Source organism: Sphingomonas sp. Root241 (assembly GCF_001428865.1).
GTDB lineage: Bacteria > Pseudomonadota > Alphaproteobacteria > Sphingomonadales > Sphingomonadaceae > Sphingomonas.
Genome location: NZ_LMIV01000002.1, coordinates 576,526 through 590,477, shown reverse-complemented (window position 1 = coordinate 590,477; position 13,952 = coordinate 576,526). Strand labels below are relative to the sequence as shown.

12 protein-coding genes are annotated in these 13,952 nt (G+C 66.6%); 9 read left to right on the top strand and 3 right to left on the bottom strand.

Going from position 1 to position 13,952, the window contains the following annotated elements; translation table 11 throughout:
- Window positions 1-18: 18 nt before the first annotated feature.
- The 4 genes from ASE13_RS13410 (at window position 19) to ASE13_RS13395 (ending at window position 3,700) form a co-directional block, all read left to right on the top strand.
- Complete coding sequence (locus ASE13_RS13410) at window positions 19-681, top strand: pyrimidine 5'-nucleotidase (protein ID WP_056616660.1); 663 nt, start codon at window positions 19-21, stop codon at window positions 679-681.
- 1 nt (window position 682) lies between these two features.
- The gene (gene dapD, locus ASE13_RS13405; RefSeq protein ID WP_056616657.1) at window positions 683-1,504 is read left to right on the top strand and encodes a 2,3,4,5-tetrahydropyridine-2,6-dicarboxylate N-succinyltransferase; all 822 of its coding nucleotides are present in this window, start codon (window positions 683-685) and stop codon (window positions 1,502-1,504) included.
- Window positions 1,505-1,829: 325 nt separating this feature from the next.
- Window positions 1,830-2,594, top strand: a complete 765-nt coding sequence (locus ASE13_RS13400; RefSeq protein WP_056616654.1) for a tryptophan 2,3-dioxygenase — start codon at window positions 1,830-1,832, stop codon at window positions 2,592-2,594.
- On the top strand, window positions 2,591-3,700 hold the full coding sequence (locus ASE13_RS13395; protein ID WP_056616649.1) for a class V aminotransferase: 1,110 nt from the start codon (window positions 2,591-2,593) through the stop codon (window positions 3,698-3,700). The genes ASE13_RS13400 and ASE13_RS13395 overlap by 4 nt, the downstream gene beginning before the upstream one ends.
- Before the next feature lie 124 nt (window positions 3,701-3,824).
- Here the strand turns inward: ASE13_RS13395 and ASE13_RS13390 are convergent, their stop codons facing one another.
- Together ASE13_RS13390 and ASE13_RS13385 are read right to left on the bottom strand one after the other, a co-directional pair.
- Complete coding sequence (locus ASE13_RS13390) at window positions 3,825-4,262, bottom strand: CoA-binding protein (protein ID WP_056617826.1); 438 nt, start codon at window positions 4,260-4,262, stop codon at window positions 3,825-3,827.
- Between the two features lie 5 nt (window positions 4,263-4,267).
- The gene (locus tag ASE13_RS13385) at window positions 4,268-5,233 is read right to left on the bottom strand and encodes a P-loop NTPase (protein WP_056616646.1); all 966 of its coding nucleotides are present in this window, start codon (window positions 5,231-5,233) and stop codon (window positions 4,268-4,270) included.
- 71 nt (window positions 5,234-5,304) lie between these two features.
- Here ASE13_RS13385 and hflK point away from each other — a divergent pair, with 71 nt between their 5' ends.
- The 5 genes from hflK (at window position 5,305) to ASE13_RS13360 (ending at window position 12,617) form a co-directional block, all read left to right on the top strand.
- Complete coding sequence (hflK, locus tag ASE13_RS13380) at window positions 5,305-6,414, top strand: protease modulator HflK (RefSeq protein ID WP_082596778.1); 1,110 nt, start codon at window positions 5,305-5,307, stop codon at window positions 6,412-6,414.
- Window positions 6,411-7,268 carry a protease modulator HflC gene (gene hflC / locus ASE13_RS13375; protein WP_056616643.1) on the top strand — a complete coding sequence of 286 codons (858 nt, stop codon included), beginning with the start codon at window positions 6,411-6,413 and terminating at the stop codon, window positions 7,266-7,268. Before hflK ends, hflC begins: the two co-directional genes overlap by 4 nt.
- Window positions 7,269-7,362: 94 nt before the next feature.
- Window positions 7,363-8,862, top strand: coding sequence for a Do family serine endopeptidase (locus ASE13_RS13370; protein ID WP_056617824.1), 1,500 nt, complete (start codon window positions 7,363-7,365; stop codon window positions 8,860-8,862).
- Between the two features lie 69 nt (window positions 8,863-8,931).
- Window positions 8,932-10,545, top strand: a complete 1,614-nt coding sequence (locus ASE13_RS13365) for a helicase HerA-like domain-containing protein (protein ID WP_056616640.1) — start codon at window positions 8,932-8,934, stop codon at window positions 10,543-10,545.
- Window positions 10,546-10,589: 44 nt separating this feature from the next.
- Complete coding sequence (locus ASE13_RS13360; protein ID WP_056616638.1) at window positions 10,590-12,617, top strand: OPT family oligopeptide transporter; 2,028 nt, start codon at window positions 10,590-10,592, stop codon at window positions 12,615-12,617.
- Window positions 12,618-12,662: 45 nt separating this feature from the next.
- Here the strand turns inward: ASE13_RS13360 and ASE13_RS13355 are convergent, their stop codons facing one another.
- On the bottom strand, window positions 12,663-13,949 hold the full coding sequence (locus tag ASE13_RS13355) for a glycoside hydrolase family 130 protein (RefSeq protein WP_056616634.1): 1,287 nt from the start codon (window positions 13,947-13,949) through the stop codon (window positions 12,663-12,665).
- Between the last annotated feature and the right edge of the window lie 3 nt (window positions 13,950-13,952).

The window sequence follows — 13,952 nt, the reverse complement described above, 5'->3', positions numbered from 1 at the left end:
CCGTAGAGCCCCGTTCCGATGCTTCCCGCGCTCTCCCATATCCGCAACTGGATCTTCGATCTGGACAACACGCTCTATCCGGTAAGTGCTAACCTGTTCACTATGATAGACGCGCGGATCGGCGAATATGTGCGGACGCTGCTGAATTGCGATGCGGACGAAGCGCACCGCATCCAGAAGGGCTATTTCCACGCGCACGGCACCACGCTTTCGGGGCTGATGGCGGAGCACGGCGTCGATCCGCACCATTACCTGGCCGATGTGCACGACGTCGACATGGACGTGCTGGAGCGCAACGAGGCGCTGATCGAGGCGCTGGCGCGGCTGCCGGGGCGCAAACTGGTCTTCACCAACGGCGATGCGCCTTATGCGGGAAAGGTGCTCGACCGGCTTGGCCTCGGCGAGACCTTCGAGGCGATCCACGACATCCACGCGACGCAGTATCGCCCCAAGCCCGATCCTTCGGCCTATCAGGGGCTGTGCGACGCCTATGGGCTGGACCCGCGGGAATCGCTGTTCGTCGAGGACATGGCGCGCAACCTGAAGCCCGCCAAGGCGATCGGAATGACCACGGTGTGGATCGACAACGGATCCGAGCAGACGCCGGACGCGGACCGCAGCTTCATCGACTATACCGTGACCGATCTCGGCCAATGGCTGCACGAAATTTTGGAGGATTGACGTGACCGACCTCGCCGCAACCATCGACGCCGCCTGGGAGGACCGGGCCAATCTGGGCTTCGGAACCGAGGGCGCGGTGCGCGAAGCCGTCGCCGAGGCGCTCAACCTGCTCGACCGCGGCGAGGCGCGCGTGGCCGAGCCGACCGCCGACGGCGGCTGGCAGGTCAACCAGTGGCTCAAAAAGGCGGTGCTGCTGAGCTTTCGGCTCAACGACAATGTCGTCGCCGAGGGCCCGGGCGGCGCCAATTGGTTCGACAAGGTGCCGTCGAAATTCGCGAACTGGGGCGAGACCGCCTTTCGCGAAGCCGGCTTCCGCGCAGTGCCCGGATCGATCGTCCGCCACGGCGCGCATATCGGCAAGGGCGCGGTGCTGATGCCGAGCTTCGTCAATATCGGCGCCCATGTCGGCGAAGGCACGATGGTCGACACCTGGTCGACGGTGGGAAGCTGCGCGCAGATCGGCAGGAACGTCCACCTCTCGGGCGGCGTCGGCATCGGCGGCGTGCTCGAGCCGCTCCAGGCCGATCCGGTGATCATCGGCGACGGCGCGTTCATCGGCGCGCGTGCCGAAGTGGCCGAGGGTGTGCGCGTCGGCGAGGGCGCGGTGCTGTCGATGGGCGTGTATCTGGGCGCCTCGACCAAGATCATCGACCGCGCGACGGGCGAGGTCCATCGCGGGCATGTGCCGCCTTATTCGGTGGTGGTGCCGGGCAGCACTGGCGGCGGCGACGGCAAGCCCGCGCTTTATTGCGCGGTGATCGTCAAGACCGTCGACGCGCAGACGCGCAGCAAGACCGGAATCAACGAGTTGCTGAGGGACTGATTCGGCGGCGCTTCCGCTCCGTATCGCTGTCAACTTTCACTGTTTGCACGGCGAATCGGGAATAAAGTTACGCCACCACGCAATTATGATGCGCAATTCTGTTGGAGATTTTCAACGGATTCAAAGAGCGCGTGCGACGAACGTCCCACATGAAATCCTACATTGGAAGCCTACGCCATTCCCTTCCCGTCACTCCCGCGAAAGCGGGGGGCCATCTCCTGCGGCAGCAACGAGCCAGACCGGTAGCATCAGCTGGATAGTCCGGGAGATGGGTCCCCGCTTTCGCGGGGATGACGACTGCCATGAAAATTCCCTAGAAGGCAGCATGACCGAAAGCATGACCTATGGGCGCTATCTCGCGCTCGACCGGCTTCTCACTGCCCAGCATCCGCTGTCGGACCGGCATGACGAATTGCTGTTCATCATCATCCACCAGACCAAGGAACTGTGGCTCAAGCAGATGATCGCCGAGTTGTTGCCGGCCAAGGCGCTGGTGCGCGAGGGGCGGCTGATCGAGGCCTATAAGGGGCTTGCCCGGGTGAGCCGGATACAGGCGGTGATGACCTTGAGCTGGGACGTGCTCGCGACGATGACGCCGTCCGATTACACGCACTTCCGCGAAGTGCTCGGCCCGAGCTCGGGCTTCCAGTCGGACCAGTTCCGCGCGGTTGAGACCTTGCTGGGCGTGCGCGGCGGCGGCGTGCCGGGGCCGCTGACTACCGAATTCGCCGCGCAGCCGAGCTTGTGGGACGATGCTAATGCCGCGCTCGCACGCGCCGGATTCGATGTTCCTGCCGAAGCCCTGACGCGCAACTGGCCCGAGAAATACGAGCCCAGCGATGCGGTCCGCGAGGCCTGGACGGTGGTCTATCGCGATCCGACGACGCATTGGGATCTGTATCAGCTCGCCGAGAAACTGGTCGATATCGACGATGCGCTGGCGACGTGGCGGCACAAGCATGTGCTCACCGTCAGCCGAGTGATCGGCGGCAAGAGGGGCACCGGCGGCACCGCGGGCGTGCCCTATCTCGAATCGACGCTCGTCAAGCGCGCCTTTCCGGAGCTGTGGTCGCTCCGCACCGACCTGTGAGATCGTACAAGCGCCTGTTCCAGCGGGCGATCGCCGCGGCGCCCGAACGGCTGCACTTCGCCGCGCATTCGCACCATTTGTGGCCCGATGCCTCTTATGTCGGCCAGCTTGCCGCATGGGAGGACGGGGTGCGCCTCGCCGACCGCAAATGGGAGCGGGTGATGGGCGAGATCTGGCCCGCGGCGCAGGGCCATGTCGCCGCCGAGCTGGGGCTGCCCGATTCTTCGACGATCGTGTTCGCGCCCAATACGCACGAACTGTTGCTGCGGATCGCCTCCGCACTGCCCCCGCGGCCGCTGCGCATCCTGACCAGCGACGGGGAATTCCACAGCTTCCGGCGGCAGAGTGCGCGGTGGGAAGAGGCGGGCAGCGCAGTGGTCGAGCGGGTGCCGCTCGGTTCGCTGGTCGAACGCGCGGGTTCGGGCGGGCATGACCTGATCTTCGTCAGCCAGGTCCAATTCGGCACCGGGCATGTGTTCGACGGGCTGGCCGAATTGGCGGCACTCGCGCGTCCCGAAGGGCCGTGGGTGGTGATCGACGGCTATCACGGCTTCATGGCGCTGGAGACCGATCTTTCGGCAGTGGCGGACCGGGTGTTCTATCTCGCCGGCGGCTACAAATATGCGATGGCGGGCGAAGGCTGCGCGTTCCTCCACGCGCCGCCGGGGTTCGGTCCGCGGCCGGAGACCACCGGCTGGTATGCCGAGTTCGACGATCTGTCGCTGCCGCCGGGCAGCGTGGGCTATGCGCCCGATGCGCGGCGCTTCCTCGGCGCGACTTTCGACCCCTCGGGGATCTACCGGTTCGTCGCGGTGCGCGACATGCTGCGGCAGGAAAGGCTGGGCACCGGCGACATCGCGGCGCATGCGGGCGCGCTGAAAGAACGTCTGCTGGCGGAGCTGCCGCTGGAGGCGGAGTTGCTCAATCCGGGATCGCCGGCGCGGTTCGTCGCATTGCGTTCGCCCGAGGCGGCGCGGTGGAAGGCGCAGCTCGAGGCGGAGGATGTGATCGTCGATGTGCGCGGGGACGTGCTGCGGATCGGGTTCGGGCTGTACCAGGATGTCGGTGATTTGGAGGGGCTGATCCGGGCGTTGAAGCGGGTCTGAAGGTGTCGCCACTCCACCGTTCGTGCTGAGCCTGTCGAAGCACGGCCTCAGGCAAGTCGCATGCGGATAGGCGCCCTTCGACAGGCTCAGGGCGAACGGAAGAAAGAGCGTTTGTTCAAAAACCTCAGTGCGCGCCGCCGACCCGCGGTACGCCGAGCCGGGGTATCTCGATCTTGGGGCAGCGGTCCATCACCACCTTGAGCCCCGCCGCCTCGGCGCGGGCGGCTGCTTCCTCGTTGATCACGCCGATCTGGAGCCAGACCGATTTCGCCCCGGCCGCGATCGCCTCGTCCACCGCCTCGCCCGCCGCGATCGAGCGGCGGAAGATGTCGACCATGTCGATGGGTTCGCCGATCTGGGCGAGATCGCGGAACACGAATTCGCCGTGGATATGCTCGCCGGTGATCTGCGGGTTGACCGGGATCACGCGGTAGCCGCGGCTCTGGAGATAGGCCATCACGCCGTAGCTCGGCCGATCCGGCCGGTCCGACGCGCCGATCATCGCGATCGTGCGCGTCTCTTCGAGCAACTGGCGAATGTCTTCGTCGCGGGTCAGCGGCATGGGCGTCATTCTCCGTTCGCGGCGATCCAGTCATCCAGCCGTGCCGCCAGTGCAGCGAACGTCTCCGCCTGCGGGCCGTTCCCCGCCGCCGGCGGATCGCCCGCGTCGGATGCGGTGCGGATCGTCAGTTCGAGCGGCACGCGGCCGAGAAAGGGTAGCCCCATCTTCGCCGCCGCGGCCTCCGCGCCGCCGCTGCCGAACGGATCCGAGATCTCGCCGCAATGCGGGCAGGCATAGCCGGACATGTTCTCGATCATGCCGACGATCGGCACGTTGACCTTGTTGAACAGGTCGATCGCGCGGGTCGCGTCGATCAATGCGAGATCCTGCGGCGTCGAGACGATGATCGCGCCTGCAGGCTTGTGCTTCTGGACCATCGTCAGCTGGAGATCGCCGGTGCCGGGGGGCAGATCCATGATCAGTATTTCGGCGTCGCCCCAATCGGCATCGACCATCTGGCCGAGCGCGCCGCCCGCCATCGATCCGCGCCACGCGATCGCCTGGCCGTCGGGCACCAGCCCGCCCATCGAAAGCAACGGCACGCCGAATTTGGTCTGCACCGGGATCAGGGTCTTTCCGCGCGCCTGCGGCCTGATGCCCTCGACGTCGAGCAGCCGAGTCTGCGACGGACCATAGATATCGGCATCGACCAGCCCGACGCGACGTCCGCGCTTCGCCAGCGCGATCGCCAGGTTCGCCGCGACGGTGGACTTGCCCACCCCGCCCTTGCCGCTCGCCACGGCGATCAGCCGCCGCGTGCGCCGCTCGCTGGTGAGCAGCACGCGGACTTCGGCGACGCCCGGCGCGGCCTCGACCGTGCGCCGGACATCGGCCTCGAGCTCGTCGCGCGCCTCGGGCCCGAGCCCGGTCACGTCGAGCACGATGCTCGCTTTGCCCTCTTCGAAACGCACCGTCGCGCGGCCCGCCGCGATCGGCGCGAGCGCCGCTTTCAAGCTGTCTGCATCCGTCATTACAGGCCAGATAGGCGCACAATCGGCGGCTGCCACTGTAAATCCGCGTATCCGTCCTTATAAAGACAGGCATGATGAACCTATCGGGCTGGCGCGGACTGGCCGGCATCTTCAAGAACGAAGCTCCCAAGAGTCCGTGGGGCAGTGGCGGCGGCGGCTCCGGAAACGGGGGCGGCTCGGGCAATGGCGGCGGCCCGCGCAACCCCTGGTCCTTCCCGCCCGACGGCAAGCGCCCACGCCCTGGCGCGACCAGCCTCGACGAGCTGCTCAAGCGCGCCCGCGGCGGTGGTGGTGGCCTCCCCGGGATTCCGTCCGGCAGCCGGCTGTGGATGCTGGTGATCGGCGGCCTGCTGCTGATCTGGGTGCTCTATACCAGCATTCATCCGATCGGCCCGCGCGAACGCGGCGTCGTGACCACGCTCGGTTCCTATTCGGCCACGCTGACCCCCGGGGTTCGGCTGACTCTGCCCGCGCCGCTCCAGCTCGTCGATGTCGTCGACGTCGCCAATATCCGCACCGAGAATTTCCCGCCGAGCGGCGAGAATCTGATGCTGACCGGCGACCAGAACATCGTCGACCTCGCTTATTCGGTGCGCTGGGACATCAGCAGCGCAGTCGACTACAAGTTCCAGATCGCGCGGCCCGAGGACACCGTTCGCGCGACCGCCGAAAGCGCGATGCGCCAGATCGTCGCAACGACGACGCTCAACGAAGCCATCGGCCAGGGCCGTTCGCGGATCGAAGGCCAGGTCCAGGCGACGATGCAGCAGATCCTCGACCAATATCATTCGGGCATCCGCATCCAGGGCGTCGCGATCCAGAAGGCCGCCGCGCCGCAGGCCGTGGACGAGGACTTCAAGCAGGTCACCGCCGCGCAGCAGGAAGCCCAGGCCAACAAGAACAACGCCAATGCCTATGCCCAGCAGGTGCTCGCCCAGGCGCAGGGCGAAGCGGCCGAGTTCGACAAGATCTATGAGCAGTACAAGCTCGCACCCGAGGTGACCCGACGCCGCATGTATTACGAGACGATGGAACAGGTGCTTTCGCGCACCAACAAGACGATCGTCGAGGCGCCCGGCGTGACGCCCTATCTGCCGCTGCCGGCAGTGCGCGGCGGAGGCGGCACGCCTCCCGCTGACGCTACCCTCCGGCCCCAGGCCCAGGCAGGAGCACCGCGATGACCGCCAGCTGGTTCCGCAGCCCGATCGGCATCGCCATCGCCGTGATCCTGGTGCTCGTGGTGATCATGAGCACGATCGCGATCGTCCCCGAATCGAAGCAGGTCGTGATCCTGCGGCTCGAACAGCCGCTCCGCACGATCAATGCCTATCAGCCCAACGAGCAGTTCGGGCGGACCCAGGCGGGGCCGATCTTCCGCATCCCCTTCATCGACCGCGTCGTCTGGGTCGACAAGCGCGTGCTCGACATCGATTTGCCCAACCAGCCGGTGCTCTCCACCGATCAGCTGCGACTCGAGGTCGACGCCTATGCCCGGTTCCGCGTAGTCGATCCGCTCAGGATGGTGGTCACCGTCGGCAGCGAGGAGCGCGTGCGCGACCAGCTACAGCCGCTGTTCGGCTCGTCGCTGCGCAACGAACTCGGCAAGCGGCCCTCCTCCACCTTGCTCAGCCCCGAGCGCGGCGAAGTGATGGACAATATCCAGAACGCGCTGCAGCGGCTCGCCAGCCAATACGGCGTCGAGATCGTCGATGTGCGGATCAAGCAGACCGAGCTGCCGAGCGGATCGCCGCTGGAAAGCGCGCTCAACCGAATGGCGACCGCGCGGCGGCAGGAAGCGGCGACGATCAAGGCGCAGGGCCTGAAGGAAGCGCAGATCATCCGCGCGACCGCCCAGGCGCAGGCCGCGCAGGTCTATGCCCAGGCGTTCAACAAGGACCCCGCATTCTACGATTTCTACCGTGCGATGCAGTCCTATCGGGCGACCTTCCTCGCACAGGGCGAGGGCAAGGGCGAGACGTCGATCGTGCTCTCTCCGCAGAACAGCTATCTGCGCGAGTTCATGGGGCAACGATGATCCTGCACCTTCGTTCATATTCAATCAGCGTTCAGCATTCGGGCGCGACAACCGCGCCCGAAACCTTGCCCATCCTTTGAAGGGATTCGTATCCGTGCGTTACGCCTACGCTCTTACCACTGCCCTTGCCCTGAGCGGCGCCGCCGCCGTGATGACCCTGAACACCACCGCCGGCGCGCAGACCGCGCAGAACGAGCCCGGCGCGATCCAGGCGAGCGTGCCGCGCGCCGGCGCGCCGATGAGCTTCGCCGACATGGTCGCCAAGCTCCAGCCCGCGGTGGTCAACATCTCGACCACGCAGCGCGTGCAGGTGAACACCAATCCGTTCGCGGGCACCCCGTTCGAGGGGCTCGTCCCGGGCCAGGGCGGCCAGCCGGTGACGCGCCAGGCGGAATCGCTGGGATCGGGCTTCCTGATTTCGGCCGACGGCTACATCGTGACCAACAACCATGTCGTCACCGCGGGCACCCGCGGCGCGGTCGTCGAAGCGATCACCGTCACGCTGACCGACCGCAAGGAATATAAGGCACGCCTCGTCGGCCGTGACGCGCAGTCGGACCTTGCCGTGCTCAAGATCGACGCCACCAACCTGCCCTTCGTTCGCCTGGGCGATTCCAATCAGGCGCGAGTGGGTGACTGGGTGGTCGCGATCGGCAGCCCCTTCGGCCTCGGCGGATCGGTGACCGCCGGCATCGTGTCGGCATTGCATCGCTCGACCGTGGGCGGGGCGTTCGACCGTTTCATCCAGACCGACGCCTCGATCAACCGCGGTAATTCGGGCGGTCCGCTGTTCGACCTCAGCGGCAACGTGATCGGGATCAACTCGCAGATCCTTTCGCCGACCGGCGGCAATGTCGGCATCGGCTTCGCCATCCCTTCGACCGAAGCCAAGCCGATCCTCGACCGGCTGATGAAGGGGCAGACGATCACCCGCGGCTATCTCGGCATCCAGATGCAGGAGCTCACCGCCGATCTCGCCGAATCGTTCGGCGTGCCCAAGAACGGCGGCACGATCGTCGCGCGCGTCGAACCCGGCCAGCCGGCGGAAAAGGCGGGCCTCCGCCAGGGCGACGTGATCGTCCGCGTCAACAACCAGGACGTCACGCCGGACCAGACGCTGAGCTTCATCGTCGCCAACGTGGCGCCGGGCACGCGCATCCCGATCGAGCTGATCCGCGACGGCAAGCGCCAGACCGTTACCGTCACCGTCGGCACGCGCCCGCCCGAGGAAGAACTCGCGCAGCAGTTCGATCTCGACGACAATGACAGCGGTCCGCAGGACGGCGAGACGACCGCGGCCGCATCGCTCGGCGTCGCCGTGACGCCGCTGACGCCGCAGATCGCGCGCCAGATCGGCGCCGATGCCAATGCCCAGGGCGTCGTCGTGGTGCAGGTCGACGCGAGCAGCGATGCCGCCGGCAAGGGCCTTACCCGCGGCGACCTGATCACCACGGCCAACCGCATCCCGGTGCGCACCGCGGCGGATCTGGCGCGGATCGTGGGCCAGGCGAAGAGCAGTGGCGCCAAGCAGGTGCTGCTGTTCGTCCAGCGCCGCGGGCTCGGCCGCTATGTGACGGTGCAGATTCCCGGCTGAGCGATCGCGTTCGACGGCTGACTATTGCCCGTTTCTCCCCTAGAACGATTTCCTGAAAGGGAGTTGGTCATGGCGGGAGAGACGGGCATTTTCATAGGCACGGCCGGCGCGGCCCGGCAGGAGCTGGTGCTCCGCCGCGCCAATCGGCACGGGCTGATCGCCGGCGCGACCGGCACCGGCAAGACCGTGACGCTGCAGGGATTGGCCGAGGGATTCTCGGCGGCGGGCGTGCCGGTATTCGTAGCCGACGTGAAAGGCGACCTTTCCGGGCTGGGCATGGCCGGATCGCCGACCGCGAAGACCCATGAGATCTTCGCGAAGCGGGCGCAGGAGATCGGCGATACCGAATGGTGCTACGGCGCGCTGCCGGTACAGCTCTGGGACCTGTTCGGCGAGCAGGGCCACCCGATCCGCGCGACCATTTCGGAGATGGGGCCGCTGCTGCTCGCGCGGCTGCTCGACCTCAACGAGACGCAGGAAGGCGTGCTCAACGTCGTCTTCCACGTCGCCGACGAGGAAGGGCTGTTGCTGCTCGACCTCGACGATCTCCAGTCGATGCTCGCGCATTGCGCCGATCGCGCGGGTGAGCTCTCGACCAAGTTCGGCAACATCACCAAGCCCAGCGTCGGCACGATCCAGCGCCAGCTGCTGCAGCTGCGGGCGCAGGGCGCCGAACATTTCTTCGGCGAGCCCGCGCTCGACATCAGCGAATTCATCCGCACCGACGAGAACGGCCACGGCGTGGTCAACATCCTCGCCGCCGACAAATTGATGTCCAGTCCGCGACTCTATGGCAGCTTCCTGCTGTGGATGCTTTCCGAGTTGTTCGAGACGCTTCCCGAAGTGGGCGATCCCGACAAGCCGAAGTTGGTCTTCTTCTTCGACGAAGCGCATCTGCTGTTCGACGATGCCCCCAAGGCGCTGCTCGACAAGATCGAGCAGGTCGTGCGGCTGATCCGGTCGAAGGGCGTCGGCGTCTATTTCGTCACCCAGAACCCGATCGACATCCCCGAGGACGTGGCGGGACAGCTGGGTAATCGCGTCCAGCACGCACTGCGTGCGTTCACGCCGAAGGACGCCAAGGCGGTGCGATCGGCGGCGGAAACCTTCCGCGCCAATCCGGACGTCGACGTCGCGACGGTGATCACCGAGCTGAAAGTCGGCGAGGCGCTGGTTTCGGTGCTGCAGGAGGATGGTTCGCCCTCGCCGGTGCAGCGCACGCTGATCCGGGCACCGGGGACGCGGGTGGGACCGCTCGCGCCCGAGGAGCGCGCGGTGCTGATCACCACAGATGCGGTGGGCGACAAATACGATACGCCGATCGACCGCGAATCAGCCGAGGAGATTCTCGCCGCGAAGGCCAACGAAGCGGTCGCGGCCGCAGCCGAGGCGCAGGCCGAGACCGAGGCCGACAAGGCCGCCGCGGCGCAGGCCAAGGAGCAGGCGCGGCTGGCCAAGGAAGCCGAGCGCACCCGTATCGCCACCGAGCGCGCGCAGGCGACGGCGACTTCGCCCTGGGCCAAGATGGCGACATCGGCGGCGCGTTCGGCTTCGTCCTCGATCGGTCGCCAGGTCGCGAACGAGATCGGCCGCGAGATTTTCGGCGGCTCCAGGAAGCGCTCCGGCGGCGGCCTGGGCGCGCAGCTGATCCGCGGCGTTCTGGGCGGGCTGTTCAGGGGCTGACAAGCACGGCATAGTATCTCCCGTTACCTTGGGGAGATAAGGACTTGGCGACCGACGCCGCGGCCCGCGCGCCGCTCGAACTCACGCTTCGCGGCGTAGTGCTGGGGGCGGTGATCACCCTCCTGTTCACGGCGGCGAACGTCTATGCGGGCCTCAAGGTGGGGCTGACCTTCGCGACCTCGATCCCGGCCGCGGTGGTATCGATGGCGATCCTGCGCTTCTTCCGCGGCGCCACGATCCTCGAGAACAACATCGTCCAGACGATCGCGAGCGCGGCGGGCACCCTCGCCGCGATCGTCTTCGTGCTGCCTGGGCTGATCATGGTCGGCTGGTGGTCGGGCTTCCCTTATTGGACTACCGTAGCCGTGTGCACCACGGGCGGCGTACTGGGGGTGATGTTCTCGGTGCCGCTGCGCCGTGCATTGGTGACCGGCTCCGACCTTCCCTATCCCGAGGGCGTCGCCGCGGCCGAAGTGCTCAAGGTGGGATCGAACAGCGGCGCGGGCGATGTCGAGAATGCCAAGGGACTGCGCGTGCTGATGCTCGGCTCGCTCTTCTCGGGCGGCTTCGCGCTGATCGCCAAGATGAAGCTGGTCGCCGAGGAGGCGGGCAAGAATTTCGCGATCGGCGGCACCGCCACCGGCTGGTCGACCAGCTGGTCGATGCTGCTGATCGGCGTCGGCCACCTCGTCGGCATCTCGGTGGGCGCGGCGATGTTCTTCGGGATGATCATCTCGTGGACCGTGCTCGTGCCGTGGCTGGCATCGAGCGGCGATCTTTCGGCCGGCGTCGACGCTTTGGTCAGCGGCACCTTCCGCGGGCAGGTGCGCTTCATCGGCGCAGGAACGATCGGCATCGCGGCGATCTGGTCGCTGCTCAAGATCATCGGCCCGATCATCGCGGGGCTGCGCTCGGCACTGGCGGCGTCGCGCGCGCGCACCGCGGGCGAGACGCTCGACCTGACCGAGCGCGACTTGCCGATCGGCGTGGTCGCATTGGTCACGCTCGCGACGCTCGTCCCGATCGCGTGGCTGCTCTGGGATTTCTCGGCGGGCGGGCCGGTGCACGATTATCCGGTCGCGGTGATCGGCGGCTCGCTGCTCTATCTGCTCGTCGTCGGCGTGCTGATCGCGGCGATCTGCGGCTATATGGCGGGCCTGATCGGCGCGTCGAACTCGCCGGTCTCGGGCGTGGGCATCCTCGCGGTGCTCGGCGCGTCGCTGCTGCTCGTGCTGATCTTCGGGCACGAGGCCGATCCGACGCGCACCAACGCGCTGATCGCCTATGCGCTGTTCACCACGGCGATCATCTTCTCGATCGCGACGATCTCGAACGACAATCTCCAGGACCTGAAGACCGGCCAGCTCGTCGGCGCGACGCCCTGGAAGCAGCAGGTCGCCTTGGTGATGGGCGTGGTGTTCGGCAGCCTTGCGATTCCGCTGGTGCTCGATCTGCTCAAGAACACGCTCGGCTTCGTCGGCATGCCGGGTGCCGGGCCGAATGCGCTCTCCGCGCCGCAGGCCGCCTTGATCTCGTCGATCGCCAAGGGCGTATTGGGCGGCGACATCGATTGGGGCCTGATCGGGATCGGCGTCGCGATCGGAGCCGGCGTGATCCTGCTCGACGAAACCCTCGGCCGGGCCCGCAAGATGCGGCTGCCGCCGCTTGCAGTGGGCATGGGCATCTATCTGCCGATGGGGCTCACCTTGCTGATCCCGGTGGGCGCGCTGATCGGCAGCCTGTACGACCGCTGGGCGCGGCGCAGCGCCAATCCCGAGTTCGCCGAGCGGATGGGCGTGCTGGCGGCGACCGGCCTGATCGTCGGCGAGAGCCTGTTCGGCGTGGCGTTCGCGGGCGTGCTCGCCTGGGCGAACCGCCATTCGCCGATCCCGCCCAACGACGCACCGCTGGCGCTGATGGGCGAGAGCTTCGAGAGCGTAGCGATGTGGCTGGCGCCCTTGATGTTCTTCGGGCTGATCGCGATCGCCTATGCGATCACGCGACGGATGGTGTCCAGCGTGCCGCCGGTATCCGAACCACCGGTCGATCAGGACATCGCGAACTATCGGTGAATTCTTAAATCCTCCCCCGCTGCGCGAGGGAGGATTAAAGGTAGGTCAGTCCATCTGCTCGAGCAGGGACTTGATCGGCACGAAGGCGAAGGCGACCGAGCTGTCGGCCACGCCGTAGGGAATGAACAGCTTGCTGCCGTGGCGGATCGCGCCGCAGGTGTAGACGACGTTGGGAACATAGCCCTCGCGGTCCTGATCGGCCGCCGCCAGCAGCGGCTCCTTCGAGCGCGCGAGCACCTTGGACGGATCGTTCTTGTCGAGCAGAGCTGCGCCGATCGAATATTTCCGCATCGCGCCGACGCCGTGGGTGAGCACCAGCCAGCCTTCGTCCACTTCGATCGGCGGGCCGCAATTGCCCATCTGGACGAGCTCCCACGGATATTGCGGCTTGATCAGCAGCTCGCCGCCTTCCCAATGGGTGATGTCGTCCGAGGTGTGGAGGAAGATGTTCTCGCCGTCCTGCCGGCCGAGCATCATGTACTTGCCGTCGATCTTCCGCGGAAACAGCGCCATGCCCTTGTTGCGCGATGCGCCGCCGCTCATCGGCACCAGATCGATCGCGCGCCAGTCGCGGGTGCGCATCAGCTCCGACTGGATCACCGAGCCGTTATAGGCCGTGTAGGTGCCGATCCATTCCTCGCTGCCGTCGTCATGGGTGAAATGGCAGATGCGTAAGTCTTCGAGCCCGTTGGACTGCGCCTTGGTGATCGGGAAGATCACCGTGCCCGAAAGCGTCGAATCGCGGTGGCGATAGACCGTCACCGGCCCTTCGGGGATCCGCGTCTCTTCCGCTTCGCGCGCGTCGGCCGCGGTGGCGAAGGGAGGCTCGGGAGCGAGAGTCAGCTCGTTCTTGTCGGTGATGATGCCTTCGCGGAACGACACCGACGAGATGTGCCCTTCCCCCACCGCGCGCAGCGACATGAGGATGCGCAACGAGCCCTTGGGCATGCCCGACTGATCGTAATGCGGCACGGCGCTGGGGTTCATCAGCGCGGCGGCGGCATAGCTGTATTCGTGGCAGAAATAGGCGCCGAGCAGCTGGCGCTTCTCGTCGCCGATATCGCCGCCGTCGAGCTTGAGCATCTCCTCGATCTCGTCATAGCGCGTCATGAACACGCGGCGGGTCTGCCAGTGACGCGCCTCGAAATCCTTGAGCACGATCTCGAGCTGGGCGCTCGCCTCGGCCGGCGACATCGCCAGCACTTCCTGAACGATGCGCTCGGAACGGCTGGGTCCCGAGCCGTTCTGTGCCCAGGCGATGTGAAAGGGGCGAACCACAACGCGCGACGGATCTGCCCGTAGCCGCAACGTGTGATTGAACAATTCCTGCATCAA

What these genes read in the sequence shown, in the direction of transcription:
- ASE13_RS13410 (WP_056616660.1), top strand. Translation starts at nt 19, where the DNA reads ATGCTTCCCGCGCTCTCCCATATCCGCAACTGGATCTTCGATCTGGAC.
- ASE13_RS13400 (WP_056616654.1), top strand. Translation starts at nt 1,830, where the DNA reads ATGACCGAAAGCATGACCTATGGGCGCTATCTCGCGCTCGACCGGCTT.
- ASE13_RS13390 (WP_056617826.1), bottom strand. Translation starts at nt 4,262, where the DNA reads ATGCCGCTGACCCGCGACGAAGACATTCGCCAGTTGCTCGAAGAGACG.
- ASE13_RS13385 (WP_056616646.1), bottom strand. Translation starts at nt 5,233, where the DNA reads ATGACGGATGCAGACAGCTTGAAAGCGGCGCTCGCGCCGATCGCGGCG.
- hflK (WP_082596778.1), top strand. Translation starts at nt 5,305, where the DNA reads ATGATGAACCTATCGGGCTGGCGCGGACTGGCCGGCATCTTCAAGAAC.
- hflC (WP_056616643.1), top strand. Translation starts at nt 6,411, where the DNA reads ATGACCGCCAGCTGGTTCCGCAGCCCGATCGGCATCGCCATCGCCGTG.
- ASE13_RS13365 (WP_056616640.1), top strand. Translation starts at nt 8,932, where the DNA reads ATGGCGGGAGAGACGGGCATTTTCATAGGCACGGCCGGCGCGGCCCGG.
- ASE13_RS13355 (WP_056616634.1), bottom strand. Translation starts at nt 13,949, where the DNA reads ATGCAGGAATTGTTCAATCACACGTTGCGGCTACGGGCAGATCCGTCG.